Origin of the sequence: Clostridium rectalis (assembly GCF_900626095.1) — a bacterium.
GTDB classification, from domain to species: Bacteria; Bacillota; Clostridia; order Clostridiales; family Clostridiaceae; genus Clostridium_AS; species Clostridium_AS rectalis.
This window is the reverse complement of sequence record NZ_UYZZ01000003.1, coordinates 267275-285689: the sequence shown is the minus strand read 5'-3', so window position 1 is coordinate 285689 and position 18415 is coordinate 267275. Positions and strand designations below refer to the sequence as shown.

The window sequence follows — 18415 nt, the reverse complement described above, 5'->3', positions numbered from 1 at the left end:
TTAAAGTTTATAAGTTTCACCAATTTTTAAAATTTTAATTGAACCATCATTAAGCTCATTTAACATGGATATTGTTCCTGCATCACTTTCCTGTGATGGAATGAATGTATTGTAATGAATGGGGATCATTATTTTCCCGTTCATTTCTTTAAACATTTTAAAGCTTTCTGATGGTGAACAATGAGATTTTAATATTTCATCAGTTTTGTAACATCCAACGGGCATAAGTGCTACATCCACATCTAAATTTTTAAATTTAGACGTATATCCTGTGGCCCCTGCAAAAAAGATTTTGAAGTTATCGCTATTAATTACATAAGAGTTTCCCACATATCTTTTACCAAGATAAGAAAGTTTACCCATATAGCAAGGCTCTAATACATCTATAGAAATATCTTTAAGTTTAATTCTGTAACCAGCAGTGGCAGTTATAATTTTGCCAAATCCTAAAAGTGTCATTACTTGAGAAAATCCACCTGGAGTTATTATTACAGCGTCCCTATTTATTTTTCTTAAAGTATTTGCATCTAAATGGTCTCTATGACCATGTGATAATAGAATATAGTCTATGTGTAACTTTGATAAGTCCATAGATGGATTTATTAATCTTCTTATATGACCTAATGCACCACTTGTTACCGGATCAGTTACTATAATTTTATCGTTAAGGTTTATTACTACAGTAGAATGGCCAACCCAATGGATAGAGTTTTTAACTATAGGATCTTTTAAAGGTTTAGAAGAACTTTTAGACATAGGTTTTAAATTTTTAATTAAATTAGTTAATTTTTTTTTCATAAACACAACCTCTTAATTATTATCTTATTATTAATATATTGTTGTTACTGATAAATAGTTTCAATTTTCTTAAATTTATATTTATGTTTAAATATAAGTTTTCTATAATTATAATTTACTTATACTGTAAGTCCTTATATTGAATATTCTAGTTCAAATATTATAATCCTTCAATAAAATTAAATTTAAAGGTGGTTTATACAAATTTGCAATTATATTAATTAAATGATATATTTTTTATAGTTTAAAGAATATATTTAAGCTAATTTAGGGAGATGTATCGAATTATGAATATTTTTTTATTAAGACATGGAGAGACTGAACATAATATGAAAAAATTATATTATGGAAAATTGGATGCATTATTAAATGAACAGGGAATTAAGCAGGCGGAAATTGTTAAGGAAAGATTAAAAAACATTAGATTTAATGCTGTATATACTAGTGAAATGAAAAGAGCAGTGGATACTGCAAAGATAGTGTTAAAAGATAAAAAATATAAAATTATAAAAGATAGTAGAATAAATGAAATGGATTTGGGGATATTTGAAGGAAAATCCTATAAAGAAATAGAAAAACTTTATCCGGAGGAGTGGAAAAATTGGTGTGAAAATTGGAAAGAATTTGCACCGCCTAAAGGAGAAAGTTTTATTCAATTTTATGGAAGAATTAAAAGTTTTTTTGAGGATATTTTAAAACTTAAAGAGGAAAATATATTAATTGTAACTCATGGCGGAGTAATAAAGAATATATACTCATATATAATGGAAGAGAACTTGGATATGTTTTGGAAATTTGGCACTAAGAATGGTGATTTGGCTATTGTAAAATATGAGTACGGAAATTTATATTTAGATTCTATAGTTCATGCTGAAAAATAATATAAATAGATTGGAGAAATTTATGGATAAAAATAAGATTATACTAGTTACTGGGGGGGCAAGAAGCGGAAAAAGCACTTTTGCAGAAAATTTATTAAAACATAGTGATGATGTTTTATATATTGCTACTTCTATAATTACAGATGAAGAAATGGAAGATAGGGTAAAAAAACATAGATCAAGGAGAAATTCCAACTGGAATACTTATGAAGGGTATTTTGATTTAGACAATGTTTTGGAAAAATACAGTAATAAATATATACTCTTAGATTGCGTAACTATAATGACAACAAATTTAATGTTTTCTTTAGGGAATAATTTAGAAGAAGTATCAATGGAGGAAATTGATAAAATAATAGTAAAGATAAAAAGAGAATTTGATAAACTTATAAAAAAGGCAAGAGAAACAAATAAAACATTAGTTATGGTAACTAATGAAGTGGGGTTAGGAGTTGTACCAGCTTATAAAGTAGGAAGAATTTTTAGGGATGTAGCGGGGTTTGTGAATCAATATATAGGAAATTTAAGTGATGAAGTATATTTAATATGTTGCGGGCAATCATTAAAAATTAAATAGATATTAGGAGTGACTTGAGATGAAAAAGTACTTATATGATTTTTTGCTTATGATACAATTTTTAACTAGAATACCTGTAAAGAAAAGTCTTCCTTGTGAAATGAAAAATTTCAGGGATGGAACAGCCATGTTTCCATTAATAGGACTTTTAATAGGTGCTATAGAATGGGGAGTTTATTATGTAAGTATTAAATTTTTCCCATCAAATATAACCGCCATATTTGTTATATTAGTAGGAATACTCTTAATGGGATGTCTTCATCAAGACGGGTTTGGAGATATTTTTGACGGTTTTTTTTCTTTTAAAGGAGACAGTGATAAAATAATAGAAATAATGAAGGATAGCAGAATTGGCACATTTGCATGTGTGGCTCTTATATTTGATATATTAATAAAATATGCCACTTTATCTATTGCTATTCATAAAAATGTTTCAGCTATTATAATAGTAACACCTATAATAAGTAAATGTACAGTGTCATTTATGGCTTTAGTTGGTAAGAGAGCTAAAAAAAATGGAACTGGGAATTTATTTATAGGGAATACAACCATAGCTCATTTTTTAATTAGTTTATTAATTACAATAGGTATATGTAGTTATTTATTAGGAGTTACTACAGCTCTAATGAGTATAATTGTAGGTATCATAATTACGTTAATAGTATTAAAACTTTGCAATAATAAGATAGGTGGTGTAACAGGAGACTGTTTAGGGGCCAATAATGAGTTTGTAGAATTAGGAGTTTTATTGTTTTTTAGTGCATTATTAAGTAGATAAAATTCATTTTACCTCAAAAAAAATCATTGACAAATTTTTTTCAATGTAGTAAACTCTATACTGAAAAGTGAATAATTAATATTTAGGTGCTTGTAGTTTATACAAGTGAAAAGGGAATGCGGTTTAATTCCGCAGCAGCCCCCGCTACTGTAATTGATGACGAACCTTTGTAAAACCACTCCCCCATAAGGAGGAAGGGAAAGGCTAGAATGATTCATGAGCCAGGAGACCTGCCTAAGTATTTTTAATAAGATGAACTTTCGGAGGGAAAGGTCTTGAATTAAAAATACCATTCTGTGGATTTTTATAGTTAAGATCAGTAGGCTTTGAGAGCCTACTGTTTTTTTATTCTAGATGATTATAGTATAAACTTACTTTATCGGGGGTGCTTTACATGGCAAAAATAATGATACAAGGAACAGGATCTTCAGTTGGAAAAAGTGTATTGGTTGCAGCTTTATGCAGAATATTTAAACAGGATGGATATTCAGTGTGCCCATATAAGTCGCAAAATATGTCGTTAAATTCTTATATCACCAATGATGGTAAAGAAATGGGAAGAGCACAAGTATTACAAGCTTATGCTGCAGGGATAGAACCAGAAGCATATATGAATCCTATACTTTTAAAACCTACAAGTGATAAAAAATGTCAAATAATATTCAATGGTAAAGTACTTAAAAATAGTACAGCTATGGAGTATCATAACATGAAAACAGAATTTTCACATAGATTAAAGGAACAATTTAAAGAAATAGAATCTAACTTTGATATAGTAGTTATAGAAGGGGCTGGCAGTCCAGCTGAAATTAATTTAAGAGACAAAGATATAGTTAATATGGGGCTTGCTGAGATGGTGGATTCACCAGTATTTTTAGTAGGTGATATAGATAAAGGAGGAGTCTTTGCGTCTCTTGCGGGAACTATGGTTTTATTTACGGAAGAAGAGAGAAATAGGGTGAAAGGAACTATAATAAATAAATTTAGAGGAGATTTGGAAATTTTAAAGCCAGGTTTAAAGATGCTAGAAGATATAATACATGTTCCATCAGTAGGAGTGGTGCCACATTTTAATTTAGATTTAGAAGATGAGGATGGAGCAGTAGAATTTAATAAAAATAGTAATGCAGATATAGATATAGCAGTAATAAAATTACCGCATATATCTAATTTTACAGATTTTGATGCTTTAAAAGTTGAAAATGATGTCTCTATTAGATATATAACTTCGAAAGAGAATTTTGGTAATCCTGATTTATTGATAATCCCAGGAACTAAAAATACCATAGATGATTTGTTGTATTTAAGAAAAATTGGTGTGGAACAGCTCATAAAAGAGTATGCAAAGAATGGGTCATTAGTTGGTATTTGTGGTGGTTATCAAATGCTTGGTAAGGCATTAAAAGATCCATATGAGGTAGAGACTGATAGTAAGGAAACAAAAGGTATGGGTATTTTAGATGTGGAAACTGTATTTGAAAAAGAAAAGATTACTACAAGGGTAAATGCCAGTTCTAATGATATAAATGTATATGGATATGAAATACATATGGGAATATGTAATTATGGAGGAAAGGCTAAGCCTTTATTCAATATATATGAACAAAACGGAGAGAGAACTCAACGCAAAGATGGAGCTATTAATGAAAAAGGAAATGTTATGGGAACTTATATTCATGGAGTATTTGATGGTGTAGAATTTAGGGAAAAAATATTAAACAGATTAAGGAATAAAAAAGGATTAGGGAGTAAAAAGGCTACTCCTTATGAAAATTTAAGGGAAAAAAATTTAGATTTACTAGCTGATATAGTAAGAAAAAATATAGATGTAGATTATTTGTATAAAGTTATGGGGATGAAAAGATAGAGGTGATTAATATTTTTTCGTATATTTCAATGAATTTTATAGATGTTTTTATAGCAGTAGTTATAGATTGGATAGTAGGGGACCCTTATTGGTTTCCTCATCCGGTTATATATATAGGTAAGCTTATAAATAATTTAGATAAGACTATGAGAAAGATTTGTAATAGTGATAAAGAATTAAAAATAACTGGTGGTTTAATAGTATTAATAGTAGCGAGCATAACTTTTTTCATACCATTTTCCATTTTATGGATAACGAGGAATAATTTTTGGATTCATCATATTTTAAATATATTAATTTTGTGGACAACTTTGGCGGCTAAATGCCTGAAAACTGAAGCAGAAAAGGTGTATAAATCATTAAAAAACAAAGATATAGAAGATGCGAGAATAAAATTATCTTATATAGTGGGCAGAAATACTAGTGAATTAGACGAAAATGAAATTATAAGAGCAGACATTGAAACTGTGGCAGAAAATGCCTCTGATGGAGTAATAGCGCCTTTATTTTATGGAATCATAGGAGGAGGGGCATTTGCCATGATGTATAAGGGGATAAATACTATGGATTCTATGCTTGGGTATATGAATGAAAAATATATTCATTTGGGATATTTTCCAGCAAAAGTAGACGATGTTTTTAATTATATACCAGCAAGATTATCAGGTATTCTCATGTGTTTTGTAGCTCCAGTAGTTAAAGGAAATATACTTAATAGCTTTAAAATTATGATAAGGGATAGAAAAAATCATAAAAGTCCTAACTGTGCCTATCCTGAAGCAGCTACTGCAGGGGCTATGGGTATTGAAATTGGTGGTACAAATGTGTATTTTGGTAAAGTGGTTTTTAAGCCAACTATTGGAGATAAAGTTAATGAGCTTAGTTATGAACATATATTTAATAGTATAAAAATTATGTATTCTTCTGAAATACTATTGCTTATTTTATGTGGGATATTAATTTTTACCTTAAATAGATTTTTCTAAATACAAGTTTATTTACTTATTAAGGTGGTGAAAATGATGCAGCATGGCGGAGATATATATACTGATGGGGTACTAAAAGGGAAAAAGTTAATAGATTTTAGTTCTAATATAAATCCTATAGGTGTTCCAAAGAGTTTTAAAAGTAATATAGTAGAAGCTATAGAAGTTTTAAATAGATATCCTGATGCACATTATAGAAATTTAAAACTTTATTTGAAAAACTATATAAATAATAATTATAATTTTGAAAAAAAAGATATTAATGAAATTATATGTGAACAAGATTTAATTTTAGGAAATGGTGCAGCAGAAATTATAGATTTAGTAATATCATGTTTTAAAAAAATACTTATTATAACACCGTCTTTCGGTGAGTATGAAGAGGATTCTATAAAATGGGGTTTACATATAGAATATGTGTCTATGACAGAAGAGATGGAATATGATTACCATGCTATATTGGATAAATTACATAATGTAGACGCTTTGTTAATAGGAAATCCTAATAATCCTAACGGAAGGATAGTAGATAAAAAGGAATTTAAAAATATATTAGAGTATTGTGAAAAAAATAAAAAAAGTGTAATTATAGATGAAGCTTTTATTGAGTTTACAGGAGATGTTAATAATAGTTTTGTAACTGATATAAGTAAATATAAATGTATTTTTATAATAAGAGCTTTAACAAAATTTTATGCAATGCCAGGAATAAGAATGGGATTTGGGTTTAGTAAGGATTATGAACTTCTAGAAAATATAAAAAAGAAACAGAATCCTTGGAATATAAATTGTTTTGCGGAGGTTGCAGCAAAATATGTTTTAACAGATAAAAAATACATAAGAGATTCTATTAAATGGATAAAAGAAGAGAGATGTTTTTTAACAAATCAGTTAGAAAAGGTAAATTATATAGATAGGGTTTATAAGACTAATAGTAATTTTATTTTGTGTAAGCTTAAAGGGATAGATTGCCATGAACTATATAATAAATGTTTAGATAATGGAATTGTTATTAGAAAATGTAATAATTATACAGGGCTTGATAATAGTTTTGTTAGGTTTGCTATAAAGGATAGAGAAATGAATAAAATGCTTATAAACATACTTCAAAGTATTAAATAATAATTTATTAATAAAATATGGAGGGATGAAAAATGACAAAAAAATTCACAGTATGTATGATGGTTGCATTTTTATTTACCATTATGCCAAATGTTCATGCTATGCATATAGCAGAAGGCTTTTTACCACCTACTTGGGCTGGGGTATATTTTGTTATAGCTATACCATTTATAGTTGTAGGAATTATGCACATAAAAAAACAGACTAAAAAGAATAAAGATTTAAAAATGCTTTTAGGTTTAGTAGCTGCTTACGCATTTATTCTTTCAGCTATGAAAATTCCATCAGTTACAGGAAGTTGTTCACATCCAACTGGTACAGGTCTTTCAGCAATAATTTTTGGACCTTTTGTTTCATCAGTAGTAGGACTTATAGTATTATTATTTCAAGCTCTTTTATTAGCTCATGGTGGCATTACAACTCTTGGTGCTAACATAGTATCAATGGGAATAGCAGGTCCTATAGTTTCTTATTTAATCTATATAGGATTAAAGAATAAGAATAAAAAGGCAGCGGTATTTTTAGCAGCTTGTTTAGGAGATTTAGCTACTTACCTAGTAACTTCAATTCAACTTTCATTAGCTTTTCCTGCACAGGCAGGAGGAGTAGCTGCAGCTTTTACAAAGTTTTTCTCAATATTTTCAATAACTCAAATACCTCTTGCTATAGTAGAAGGTATATTAACAGTTATAATATTTGAGTTTGTAGAAAAACATTCATCAAAGGAAATAGAAATATTAAGTGAGGTGAAATAAGTGAAAAAGAGGACTATATCGTTATTATTAGTATGTTTTATAGTTATATTGGGCTCTTTAGTAATTGGAAGTAGAAAAGGCGGAGAGTTTGGTGGAGCAGATGATCAGATAGAGGACACAATAAAAGAAACTAATGCAGATTATGAACCTTGGTTTGAAAGTTTTTGGGAACCACCTTCTGGAGAAATTGAAAGTCTTTTATTTGCACTTCAGGCTGCTATAGGAGCAGGATTTATAGGATATTATATAGGAAAGAAAAGTAATGTTAAAGTTAATAATGGCGCTGTCCAAAAGAAATAGAATAACTAATGTACATCCTATAGAAAAGATTTTTTTATCTATAATGCCAATAATTATAATGGGTTTTGTAAAAAATCCCATTATAATTATTGGCAATATCCTATTTTTTGTAGGTTTACATTTATTTCTAAGGAATAACATGAAAATTGTTACAAAATTTTCTCTAGAGATTGCTTTATTTGCAGCTTTTTCCTCTATTACTTTTGTATTTGACTATGGTTTTAAATATACAGGGGTTATAGTACTTAGGAGTTTGTCTGCAGGATTATGTTTATCTTTATTTTCTTTGACTACTCCTATAGATCAAGTGTTATATTTATTATCTAAAAGTAATTGGTTAAGGGATATTTGTGATATTGCTAAATCAATGGAAAGATTTTTGGTATTAATAAACGAGGAATATAGTATTATGTATTGTTCTATGAAGTCAAGGGGTGGATTTGACAGTTTTTCTTCAAAAATTAAAAACACTGGAAAGATGGCTGCACTGTTATTTATAAATACTATGGATAGATGGAAGAATATTAGTGATGGAATCAATAGTAGATGTTATAGAGGATATATGCCATACATTAGTGAAAGTTTTGACTACTCTAATACTAGATTAGTTTTAATACTTTTATATAATGCTATAATTGTTTTATGCGCCATATTTTTCAATAAATTATTATTTTAAGGCAACAATAAATTTTAGTACTTTATGGAGATGAGAAGTAGATGATAGGAGTTTTAGGAGTTAAAAGTGACATAAAATTAGATGTAAGAGAAAAGCTTTCTATATTACCTAAACATTATGATAGATGTCTGGAAAGTCTTAAAGAAGTATGTGAAGAGGTAGTTATTTTAAGTACTTGTAATAGAACGGAAGTATATTTTAATACCAGCAAAAAATTTGAAGAAATTTTAGAAGAAATATTTAATAGGTTAAACTGGGATAAAAAATATATAAATTATACATTTCATTATATAGATGATAGTATGGTACATCATCTTATGCGAGTTATTTGTGGATTTGAATCAAATATACTTGGAGAGGACCAAATTTTAGGGCAAATTAAAAATGCTTACGAAGTAGCATTAGAAACTAAAAGTGTAACAAAAGAGTTATCAAAGCTGTTTCATCTGGCTATAACCTGTGGGAAAGAATTTAGAACGGAAACTAAATTATATTCTATACCTGTATCATCCGCGTCTATTTCAGTTAATGAAAGTAGAAGATTAGGAGCCAAAAGTTATATGGTATTAGGTTATGGGGAAATAGGAAATTTAGCTTGTAAGTATATATTATCTGGAATTTTTGATAAATTATATATAGCTGTAAGAAATACTTTAGCTGTGGATATAAAAGATAGTAGAGTAAAGGTAATAAAATTTAATGAAAGACAAAAGTTTTATAAAGATGTGGACTGCATTATAAGTTGTACATCTGCTCCACATACAGTGGTTCACAAAAATGAATTGCCTGAAAAGGATTTTATAATATATGATTTAGCAGTACCTAGGGATGTTGAAGAAAGTATATTTCATATTGAAGGTGTAAAGCTTTTTGATATAGATACCATAACTTCTATTAATGATAAGAATTGTAGAGAAAGAGAAACTATAATGTATAGTAATATGGATATACTTTATAAATATATAAAAGAGTTTTGGCAGTGGAAAAAAATACGACAGATATCACCGGAAATAGTAAAATTAAAAAAGTGTGGAGAGGAAATTTATAAAAGTAGATATAGTACTTTTGTAAATAAAAAAAATACTAAGGATCCTGATGAATTGGCTAAAATTCTTATAAAAAGTACATCTAATGCATTTGTAAATAGAGCCATAGAGGTTTTAAAAGAAGAACAATTGAAAGGCAGGTTAGATGAATGCCTGGAAATAATAAAGAAAATATTTTATGTAACAGATTAGAGTATACTTTTCTCTCGCTAATATCAAACAAAGTAAATGTTTTAATAGTGGGTGGAGGTAGAGCAGGTTTTATAAAAGCTAAAACATTAACTAAAAAAGGATGCAATATAACAGTTTTAGCAAAAGATTTTTGTGATGAGTTTAAAAAAATAAGTACTGCAAATAATATAAAACTTATAAATGGTGAGTATAAAAGAGAATATATTATAAATAATCACATTATAATAATTGCTGTTAATGATAGTTTTTTAAATAAAAAAATAAAAGAGCATTGTATTGAATTATTTAAATTATATTTAGATTGCTCTAATTTTAAAGAAGGGTTAGTTGTTCTTCCTTGCCAAAGAGAAACGGAAAATATCAATTTTGCTATAAATACTAAAGGAGGAAATCCTAAGACATCTAGATATTTGGCAGAAAAAATAAAAATAGATTTAAAAAAGTATGATGAATTTGTAGAGTATAATTGTTACATAAGACATATTGTAAAAGAATATAAAAATAAGGATGAAATAATGAATTTTATTTCTTCAGAGGATTTTTACTTCTTTTATAAAAAGGATGTACATAAATATATTTTAAAAATGTTTTATGGAGGTAGTAATTTTGAAATTAATAGTTGCGACTAGAAAAAGTATTTTGGCACAGACTCAAACTGATTTGGTAATAGACATGATTAAGAAAAATAGTAGTATATATTCAGAAAAGTTATTAATGGAAACTTTAGGAGATAAAATTTTAGATAAAACACTAGATAAAATAGGTGGTAAAGGCCTTTTTGTAAAAGAAATTGAAATGGCTTTATTAGAAAATAAAGCAGATGTTGCAGTCCATAGCATGAAGGATGTACCTTATGAAGTACCTTCTATGTTTGAAATAGCAGTAATACCTAAAAGAGAGGATGTAAGAGATGTATTTGTTTCAAAGGATAATACATCTTTTATGGACCTTAGAAAAGGTGCAAAAATAGGTACAAGCAGCAGAAGGAGAGCTGCACAGCTTAAGCTTTTAAGGCCAGATATAGAAATAGTACCTATAAGGGGAAATGTTCAAACAAGGATTAGAAAAATTAAGGAACTAAATCTTAGTGGTACTGTACTTGCTGCTGCAGGACTTAAGAGGTTAAATATGGAATATATCATCACTAATTATTTTAAAGTTGAAGAAATGGTTCCAGCTATAGGGCAAGGGGCTTTAGGATTGGAAATAAGAAAAGAAAATAAAGAAGTTTATGAAGCTATAAAGCATATAGAGCATTTAGATACAAGAATTTGTGTTGAGGCTGAAAGAAGTTTTATGACGGAGCTTAAGGGAGATTGTCATTCAACTATAGGAGCCCACGCTATACTACAAGGAGATTTAATGTACATCATAGGTATATATGAAGTGAATGGAAGAATAATAAAAAAAGATATAGAAGGAAGAGCAGAGAGTTTTAAAGAGTTAGGAAAAGGTTTAGCAAAGAAAATATTAAATGTTTAATTTTAGGAGGGGAACATGAGTAAAGTATATCTTATAGGAGCAGGGCCAGGAGATGAAGAATTAATTACATTAAAAGCTATTAGAATGTTAAAAAAATGTACTGCTGTAATGTATGATAGGTTAGCAGGTCCGGGAATATTAAAATATCTTAATGAGGATTGTGAAATATATTATTGTGGCAAAGAACCAGGATGCCATTATAAAACACAAGATGAAATAAATGAAATGTTAGCACAATTAGCTAAAAAAGGTCATGTAGTTGGAAGGATAAAAGGCGGAGATCCATTTGTTTTTGGACGTGGTGGAGAAGAAATATTAAGACTTATGGAAGATAATATAGATTTTGAGGTTATTCCAGGAATTACATCTGCTATTTCAGTACCTAATTATGCGGGAATACCCGTTACTCATAGAGCTATATCACAAGGGTTTCATGTTTTTACAGGAATGACAGCAGATAAGCTAAATATAGATTGGAAAGCCGTGGCAAATGTAGGTGGAACTTTAATATTTTTAATGGGATATAAAAATTTAGATATAATAAGAAATAAATTGATGGAAAATGGTATGGATGAAAGTACTCTATGTGCCATAATAATGAAAGGAACTACAGCTAAACAAAGAAAGGCTATAGGTACTTTGAAAAATATAAAAGAGAAAGCTGATGTTATAAACATTAGTTCACCTTGTATTATTTTAGTTGGTGATGTAGTTGAATTTAATAATAAATTTAATTGGTTTGAAAAGAAACCTTTATTTGGGAAAAATATTTGTGTTACTCGTTCAAAAGAGCAGGCTAAAAAGTTAAGAGAAAAATTAAGTGATTTAGGAGCACAGGTTACTGAAATAAATGCCATAAAAGTTAAGAGCACTGAAGAAAATCTCAGATCCTATATTTATAATCTATGTAAATATGATTATATAGTTTTAACTAGTGTAAACGGAGTAAATATATTTTTTAATTACTTAATTAAAATTAAGTATGATATAAGAAATATAAAAGCTAAATTTGTTTGTATTGGACCTGCTACAGCTGAAGCTCTTATGGATAGGGGAGTAAAAGCTTTTATAGTGGCTGATGAATTTGTTGCAGAAAATTTATTTAAAAAAATGAAGGAAAAGATAAAAAATGGTGATAGAGTACTACTTCCACGTTCAAAACAGGCTAGAGAATATCTTGTAGAGGCTTTAAGGAAAGAAGGATGTTTGGTAGATGAAGTTATAACTTATGAAATAGTTAAAGGGGATTTAGTTAATGGTGAAGCCTTTGAGGATGTGGATATAGTTTTATTTACAAGTCCTAGTATAGTCAGAAACATGATAGATTTAGTAGGTATTGATAAATTGAAGGAAAAGCAGTGTTTAGCTATAGGTCCTATTACTGCGAAAGAATTAGAAAAAAATAATATAAGATATACAGTATGTAATGAGTATACTACTGATGGAATGATAGAAAAATTGTTAAAGGAGAGGAAAGAATTATGTTTACAAGGCATAGAAGACTAAGACAAAATGAAGCCATTAGAAGTATGGTTAGGGAAACTGTACTTAATACACAGGATTTTATATATCCTATTTTTGTAGTAGAAGGAGAGAATATAAAAAAAGAAATTACCTCCCTTCCAAACAATTATCATTATTCAATAGATAGATTAAAAGAAGTTATTAAAGAAGTTGTAGAGGCTAAGATTAAAGGAATAATATTGTTTGGAATTCCGGAACATAAAGATGAAATAGGTAGTGGAGCTTTTGACCAGGATGGAATAATTCAAAGGGCTATAAGAGAAATAAAAAAAATAGCTCCTCAATTATATGTTATTACTGATGTATGTATGTGTGAATATACTAATCATGGACACTGTGGTATTATATGTAATCATGATGTGGATAATGATAAAACTTTAGAATATTTATCAAAAATTGCTGTATCCCATGTAAAAGCTGGGGCAGATATGATAGCTCCATCAGATATGATGGATGGAAGAATTGAGGCAATAAGGGAAGGACTAGATAAAGAAGGGTTTAAAAATATTCCTATAATGTCTTATAGTGCAAAGTATTGCTCAGCTTTTTATGGACCATTTAGGGAAGCGGCGGATTCAACACCAAAGTTCGGAGATAGAAAGACTTATCAAATGGATCCAGGAAATATTAGAGAAGCAATGTTAGAAATAGAAAGTGACATACAGGAAGGTGCAGATATAATAATGATTAAACCTGCACTACCATATTTAGATGTTATAAGATTGGCAAAGGATAAAACGAATATGCCAATAGCAGCTTATAATGTAAGTGGAGAGTATGCTATGGTTAAAGCTGCGGCGAAGATGGGACTTATAGATGAGAAAAGAGTAGCATTGGAAATGTTATTGTCCATAAAAAGAGCCGGGTCAGATATGATAATTACTTATTATGCTTTAGATGCTTCAAAATGGATTAAAGAGTAATAATGTAATATGAAAAAGTTTTAATTTCAAAAAAAGGTATTAGAGAAGAGAGAGCTTACTTAGAGTGTATTTATTTTTAAGTATAAAAAATTAGGGAGCTGATAATTTTGAAGAATATAGATATATTTGAAAAATCAAAACTATATATGCCAGGAGGAGTAAATAGTCCTGTTAGAGCGTTTACAAATACTAAAGTTAATCCGCCTATAATTAGGAAGGGTTTAGGAGCATATATATGGGATGAAGATGATAAAGAGTATATAGATTTTGTAGCTTCATGGGGACCTATGATACTGGGACATAATGATTTTGAGGTAGTAAATGCAATAAAAGCTATGGTGGAAAATGCTATAAGCTTTGGTGCTCCGACAGAATCAGAATTAATACTGTCAAAACATATGGTAGATACATTAGACAATGTTGATATGGTGAGAATGGTTAATTCTGGAACAGAGGCTACTATGAGTGCAGTAAAGTTGGCAAGAGGATATACAAAAAAAGACAAGATAATAAAATTTGCAGGATGTTATCATGGACACTTTGATGGATTTTTAGTAGAAGCAGGTTCAGGAGTTCTTACAGAAAGAATTCCAGGTTCACCAGGTGTGCCAGAGGGAAGTATTCAAAATACTTTAATTGCAAAATATAATGATATGGAAAGTGTAAAAGACTTATTTGAAAGATTTGGAGAGGAAATAGCGGCAATTATAGTTGAACCTGTTGCTGGTAATATGGGAGTTATTCCAGGTGAAAAAGAATTTTTACAGGGACTAAGGGATATCTGCACTAAGTGTGGGGCACTACTTATATTTGACGAAGTTATGTCAGGTTTTAGAGTTGCCTATAAAGGAGCTCAAAGTATATATAAAATAACTCCTGATTTAACAACTTACGCAAAAATTATGGGTGGTGGACTTCCATGTGGTGCCTATGGGGGTAAAAAAGAAATAATGGAACAATTATCACCTATGGGACCAGTTTATCAGGCAGGTACTATGTCAGGAAATCCAGTTGTAATGGCAGCAGGATATGCTACACTAAAAAAACTTTATGACAATCCTAGGTACTATAAACATATGGAGTCTACAGGATGTGAACTTGAAAATGGAATGGAAGGAATAGCAAAGGAAAAGGGAATTCCTATGGTAATGAATAGATGTGGAGCCATGATGACAGCATTTTTCACTGATAAAACTGAAGTGAAAAATTATGAAGATGCTAAAACTTGTGATACTAGACTTTATGGTAAATTTTTTGAGCACATGTTGAAAAATGGAGTTTATATTGCTCCTTCACAATTTGAAGCAATGTTTATAGGAGTTAAACATGAAAAGCAGGAAATAGAAAAATTCTTAGAAGTTATGAAAAATTTCTAGAAGAGAGGTTTAGTTATGAGAAGTATAGTTATATCATCTAACAGTAGTGGTGGTGGAAAAACCACCGTTACTGTTGGGATTATGAAAGCGTTAATGAAAAAAGGATTTGATGTGCAGGGATATAAAGTAGGACCAGACTATATAGATACAGCCTTTCACTCTAGGATAACAAAGAAACCCTCTCGAAACTTGGATTTATATCTTATGGGAGAGGAGGGGGTTAAAGCTTCTTATTCAAGAGGAGTAGGAGAACTTGGTGTAATTGAAGGAGTGATGGGATTATACGATGGTAAAGGGATAGATTCTTCTTATTCTACAGCGCATGTAGCAAAAGTATTAAATCTTCCAGTAGTACTTGTTATATCTCCTAAGGCTCAAAGTGCAACATTATGTGCAGAAATTAATGGTCTTGTGAGTTTTGAAAATGCTAATATAGCGGGAGTAATACTTAATAATATTAGTGAAGGATACTATAAACTTTTAAAAAAATCAATTGAATATAATTGTGGAGTAAAAGTCTTTGGATATGTTCCAAGAGATGAAAGGCTTTTGCTTGAAAGTAGGCACTTAGGGCTTGTCCAAAGTAGTGAAATTTATGATTTAGAAAATAGAATAGATATATTAAGTGAACTTATTTTAAAACATGTGAATGTAGATGAACTTTTAAAATATTTTAAGCAAACTTTTGTATATGAAGATAGATTTCATTTAGATAATAAAAATTTAAAAATAGGCGTAGCTTATGATAAGGCTTTTAGTTTTTATTATAGAGAAAATATAGAGCTTTTAAGCGAGTTGGGGGAGATAGTTTACTTTAGTCCGCTAAAGGATAATAAATTACCAGAAAATCTAGATTTTCTTTACATAGGGGGAGGATATCCAGAAGTTTTTTTAGACGAGCTTAGTAAAAATAAGTACATGTTAAAGAATATAAATAGGGCACTTAATAATGGACTTAGATGTTATGCAGAATGTGGTGGACTTATGTATCTTTCTAAAGGTATAGACAATGGTGAGTTTGAAAGAGATACTGTAGGATTCTTTAATGGGAAAGCAGTAATGACAAAAAAACTTCAAAATTTCGGATATGCAGAAATAGAAATAATTAAAGATGATAGAATTTTAAAAAAAGGTACAAAAATAAAATGTCATGAATTTCATAAATCCTATGTTACTTGTGAAGAAGAAAAGATTTATAATTTGGAGAAAACTATGTACGATGGTGAAATAAAAAGTTGGCATTGTGGATACAAAAAGAATAATACATTGGGGGCATATGCCCATGTGCATTTCTTTGAGAATATAGATTTTTTACAACAACTAGTAAATGGAAATAAATAACAGGTGTTTGTATAAAATACACTAAAATGGTATAAGATTAATTTTTATGGAGGATACAATAATATGATAGATTATGTAAAAAAACCAATGGCTATAGAAGAAAAAAGTTTTCAGATAATAGGAAAAGAGATGAAAACAAATCATTTTACAGATGAAGAATTAAAAATAGTAAAAAGAACAATACATACCACAGGAGATTTTGATTACCAGAACATAGTTTATATAAGAGAGGGTGCTATAGAAAAAGCTAAAGAAATATTGAAAAAAGGTGTAACAATTTATACAGATACTAATATGGCTAAATCAGGTATAAATAAATCTGCCCTAAAAAAGTTAAATTGTGATGTAAAATGTTATGTTTCCAGTGAAAATGTAAAAACTATTGCTAAAAATAAGGGAATAACTCGTTCTATGGCAGCAGTTGAAAAGGCCGTAGAAGATGGAGTAGAGTTTTTTGTTTTTGGTAATGCTCCTACAGCATTATTTAAACTTATAGAACTTACTAAAGAGGGAAAAGCTAATCCTAAGTTTATTGTAGGTTCACCAGTAGGATTTGTAGGAGCGGCGGAGTCAAAAGAAGAGGCGGAAAAACAGTTAAAAGATGTGCCAATGGTTACTATAAGAGGCAGAAAAGGCGGCAGTAACGTGGCAGCAGCTATAGTTAATGCTTTAATGTATATGATAGTAGAAAGAGATTAAGCAGGTGATCTAATATGCTTGAAATGTATGTAAATGTAGATGGTAAAAGTTTAAGATGTGGATACACAACAGGATCCTGTGCCACAGCTGCAGCTAAAGCAGCGACTATTATTTTGTATAATAAAGTGGAGTTAAAAGAGGTAAATATAGATACTCCTAGGGGAGTAAAACTTACACTTCCTGTAAAAAAAATAGTTAGAGGAAGTGACTTTGTAGAGTGTTGTGTAGTAAAAGATGGAGGAGACGATCCAGATGTTACCCATGGTTTAGAGATATGGGCTAAAGCTTATAAAAAAAATAGTGGATATAGTTTAAGAGGCGGAAAAGGTGTAGGAGTTGTTATGGGAGAGGGACTTTATGTACCTAAAGGTGACCCAGCTATAAATCCTGTACCACGAACTACTATTCAAAAAGAAGTAATGGAAGTTTTGCCTAAGGATAAAGGAGTAGAAATAACTATTTTTGTTCCTAAAGGGGAAGAAATTGCAGTTAAAACTTTTAATCCCAGATTAAATATATTAGGAGGCATTTCAATATTAGGAACATCGGGGATTGTAATGCCTATGTCAGAGGAGGCTTTAAAAGAATCAATAAGACTTGAAATAAATCAAAAGATATCTAAGGGATGTAGAGGACTTATTTTGGTTTTCGGAAATATAGGGGAAAAGGCTGGAGAAAAATTAGGTTTAGATAAAAACAAAATGGTAATAGTATCAAACTATATTGGATTTGCATTGGATTGTTGTAGGGAAAAAGATATTAGGGATATAACATTGGTAGGACATATAGGAAAGTTATGTAAAATAGCAGCTGGATGCTTTAATACTCATAGTAGAGTTTGTGATGTAAGATTGGAAGTTTTAGCTCTTGAGTTAGCACTTATGGGATATGATAGGGACCTAGTAGAAAAAGTATATAATGAAAAAACCACTGAAGGTGCAGTAAAACTTTTAGGTGAAGGATACAGCATGCTTTATGAAAGATTAGTAGATAAGATAAAAAAAAGAATAAAGATATATACCTATGGTGAGATTCTGCCCAAAATTTATATGTTTTCTATGGAAAAAAATCTATATATAGAAAAAGAATAAT

At 29.6% G+C, this 18415-nt stretch carries 19 protein-coding genes and 1 riboswitch; of the genes, 18 read left to right on the top strand and 1 reads right to left on the bottom strand.

The features are described from left to right. Entirely contained in the window at positions 1–798 is a 798-nt protein-coding gene (locus tag EJL03_RS06790; RefSeq protein WP_125153209.1) for an MBL fold metallo-hydrolase, read from the bottom strand. 287 nt (positions 799–1085) lie between these two features. Here EJL03_RS06790 and cobC point away from each other — a divergent pair, with 287 nt between their 5' ends. From cobC to cbiD, 18 genes are all read left to right on the top strand, one after another. Beyond that, positions 1086–1679: an alpha-ribazole phosphatase gene (gene cobC / locus EJL03_RS06785; protein ID WP_125153208.1), complete on the top strand. Its 594-nt coding sequence runs from the start codon at positions 1086–1088 to the stop codon at positions 1677–1679. A gap of 22 nt (positions 1680–1701) precedes the next feature. Continuing rightward, on the top strand, positions 1702–2256 hold the full coding sequence (gene cobU, locus EJL03_RS06780) for a bifunctional adenosylcobinamide kinase/adenosylcobinamide-phosphate guanylyltransferase (protein ID WP_125153207.1): 555 nt from the start codon (positions 1702–1704) through the stop codon (positions 2254–2256). A 19-nt stretch (positions 2257–2275) separates the two neighbouring features. Further along, on the top strand, positions 2276–3034 hold the full coding sequence (gene cobS / locus EJL03_RS06775; protein ID WP_125153206.1) for an adenosylcobinamide-GDP ribazoletransferase: 759 nt from the start codon (positions 2276–2278) through the stop codon (positions 3032–3034). A gap of 67 nt (positions 3035–3101) precedes the next feature. Further along, a riboswitch (cobalamin riboswitch) is annotated at positions 3102–3286 on the top strand. Between the two features lie 142 nt (positions 3287–3428). Continuing rightward, positions 3429–4901 (top strand): cobyric acid synthase, encoded by a 1473-nt coding sequence (locus EJL03_RS06770; protein ID WP_125153205.1) that lies wholly within the window; start codon positions 3429–3431, stop codon positions 4899–4901. A 29-nt stretch (positions 4902–4930) separates the two neighbouring features. Next, the gene (gene cbiB / locus EJL03_RS06765; protein ID WP_164509024.1) at positions 4931–5887 is read left to right on the top strand and encodes an adenosylcobinamide-phosphate synthase CbiB; all 957 of its coding nucleotides are present in this window, start codon (positions 4931–4933) and stop codon (positions 5885–5887) included. Positions 5888–5923: 36 nt separating this feature from the next. Then, on the top strand, positions 5924–7009 hold the full coding sequence (locus EJL03_RS06760; RefSeq protein ID WP_125153204.1) for a pyridoxal phosphate-dependent aminotransferase: 1086 nt from the start codon (positions 5924–5926) through the stop codon (positions 7007–7009). 32 nt (positions 7010–7041) lie between these two features. Then, a complete protein-coding gene (locus EJL03_RS06755; protein WP_125153203.1) occupies positions 7042–7764 on the top strand; it encodes an energy-coupling factor ABC transporter permease in 723 nt (240 codons plus the stop codon). After that, entirely contained in the window at positions 7765–8064 is a 300-nt protein-coding gene (locus tag EJL03_RS06750) for an energy-coupling factor ABC transporter substrate-binding protein (protein ID WP_125153202.1), read from the top strand. Beyond that, positions 8027–8740, top strand: coding sequence for a cobalt ECF transporter T component CbiQ (gene cbiQ / locus EJL03_RS06745; protein ID WP_125153201.1), 714 nt, complete (start codon positions 8027–8029; stop codon positions 8738–8740). The genes EJL03_RS06750 and cbiQ overlap by 38 nt, the downstream gene beginning before the upstream one ends. 41 nt (positions 8741–8781) lie before the next feature. After that, positions 8782–9978 (top strand): glutamyl-tRNA reductase, encoded by a 1197-nt coding sequence (hemA, locus tag EJL03_RS06740; protein ID WP_125153200.1) that lies wholly within the window; start codon positions 8782–8784, stop codon positions 9976–9978. Next, the gene (locus EJL03_RS06735; RefSeq protein ID WP_125153199.1) at positions 9936–10607 is read left to right on the top strand and encodes an NAD(P)-dependent oxidoreductase; all 672 of its coding nucleotides are present in this window, start codon (positions 9936–9938) and stop codon (positions 10605–10607) included. The genes hemA and EJL03_RS06735 overlap by 43 nt, the downstream gene beginning before the upstream one ends. Continuing rightward, entirely contained in the window at positions 10585–11460 is an 876-nt protein-coding gene (hemC, locus tag EJL03_RS06730) for a hydroxymethylbilane synthase (protein WP_125153198.1), read from the top strand. The genes EJL03_RS06735 and hemC overlap by 23 nt, the downstream gene beginning before the upstream one ends. A gap of 15 nt (positions 11461–11475) precedes the next feature. Beyond that, entirely contained in the window at positions 11476–12966 is a 1491-nt protein-coding gene (gene cobA / locus EJL03_RS06725; RefSeq protein ID WP_125153197.1) for a uroporphyrinogen-III C-methyltransferase, read from the top strand. Continuing rightward, positions 12942–13907 (top strand): porphobilinogen synthase, encoded by a 966-nt coding sequence (hemB, locus tag EJL03_RS06720; RefSeq protein ID WP_125153196.1) that lies wholly within the window; start codon positions 12942–12944, stop codon positions 13905–13907. The genes cobA and hemB overlap by 25 nt, the downstream gene beginning before the upstream one ends. Positions 13908–14014: 107 nt before the next feature. Further along, entirely contained in the window at positions 14015–15283 is a 1269-nt protein-coding gene (gene hemL, locus EJL03_RS06715) for a glutamate-1-semialdehyde 2,1-aminomutase (RefSeq protein ID WP_125153195.1), read from the top strand. Positions 15284–15298: 15 nt separating this feature from the next. Then, positions 15299–16624: a cobyrinic acid a,c-diamide synthase CobB gene (locus EJL03_RS06710; RefSeq protein WP_125153194.1), complete on the top strand. Its 1326-nt coding sequence runs from the start codon at positions 15299–15301 to the stop codon at positions 16622–16624. A 63-nt stretch (positions 16625–16687) separates the two neighbouring features. Beyond that, a complete protein-coding gene (locus tag EJL03_RS06705) occupies positions 16688–17323 on the top strand; it encodes a precorrin-8X methylmutase (protein ID WP_125153193.1) in 636 nt (211 codons plus the stop codon). A gap of 14 nt (positions 17324–17337) precedes the next feature. Beyond that, positions 17338–18414 (top strand): cobalt-precorrin-5B (C(1))-methyltransferase CbiD, encoded by a 1077-nt coding sequence (gene cbiD / locus EJL03_RS06700; RefSeq protein ID WP_125153192.1) that lies wholly within the window; start codon positions 17338–17340, stop codon positions 18412–18414. The last annotated feature ends 1 nt before the right edge of the window (position 18415 follow it).

Coding starts and splice junctions, on each gene's coding strand:
- EJL03_RS06790 (WP_125153209.1), bottom strand. CDS start 798: ATGAAAAAAAAATTAACTAATTTAATTAAAAATTTAAAACCTATGTCT.
- cobC (WP_125153208.1), top strand. CDS start 1,086: ATGAATATTTTTTTATTAAGACATGGAGAGACTGAACATAATATGAAA.
- cobU (WP_125153207.1), top strand. CDS start 1,702: ATGGATAAAAATAAGATTATACTAGTTACTGGGGGGGCAAGAAGCGGA.
- cobS (WP_125153206.1), top strand. CDS start 2,276: ATGAAAAAGTACTTATATGATTTTTTGCTTATGATACAATTTTTAACT.
- EJL03_RS06770 (WP_125153205.1), top strand. CDS start 3,429: ATGGCAAAAATAATGATACAAGGAACAGGATCTTCAGTTGGAAAAAGT.
- cbiB (WP_164509024.1), top strand. CDS start 4,931: ATGAATTTTATAGATGTTTTTATAGCAGTAGTTATAGATTGGATAGTA.
- EJL03_RS06760 (WP_125153204.1), top strand. CDS start 5,924: ATGCAGCATGGCGGAGATATATATACTGATGGGGTACTAAAAGGGAAA.
- EJL03_RS06755 (WP_125153203.1), top strand. CDS start 7,042: ATGACAAAAAAATTCACAGTATGTATGATGGTTGCATTTTTATTTACC.
- cbiQ (WP_125153201.1), top strand. CDS start 8,027: ATGTTAAAGTTAATAATGGCGCTGTCCAAAAGAAATAGAATAACTAAT.
- hemA (WP_125153200.1), top strand. CDS start 8,782: ATGATAGGAGTTTTAGGAGTTAAAAGTGACATAAAATTAGATGTAAGA.
- EJL03_RS06735 (WP_125153199.1), top strand. CDS start 9,936: ATGCCTGGAAATAATAAAGAAAATATTTTATGTAACAGATTAGAGTAT.
- cobA (WP_125153197.1), top strand. CDS start 11,476: ATGAGTAAAGTATATCTTATAGGAGCAGGGCCAGGAGATGAAGAATTA.
- hemB (WP_125153196.1), top strand. CDS start 12,942: ATGTTTACAAGGCATAGAAGACTAAGACAAAATGAAGCCATTAGAAGT.
- EJL03_RS06710 (WP_125153194.1), top strand. CDS start 15,299: ATGAGAAGTATAGTTATATCATCTAACAGTAGTGGTGGTGGAAAAACC.
- EJL03_RS06705 (WP_125153193.1), top strand. CDS start 16,688: ATGATAGATTATGTAAAAAAACCAATGGCTATAGAAGAAAAAAGTTTT.
- cbiD (WP_125153192.1), top strand. CDS start 17,338: ATGCTTGAAATGTATGTAAATGTAGATGGTAAAAGTTTAAGATGTGGA.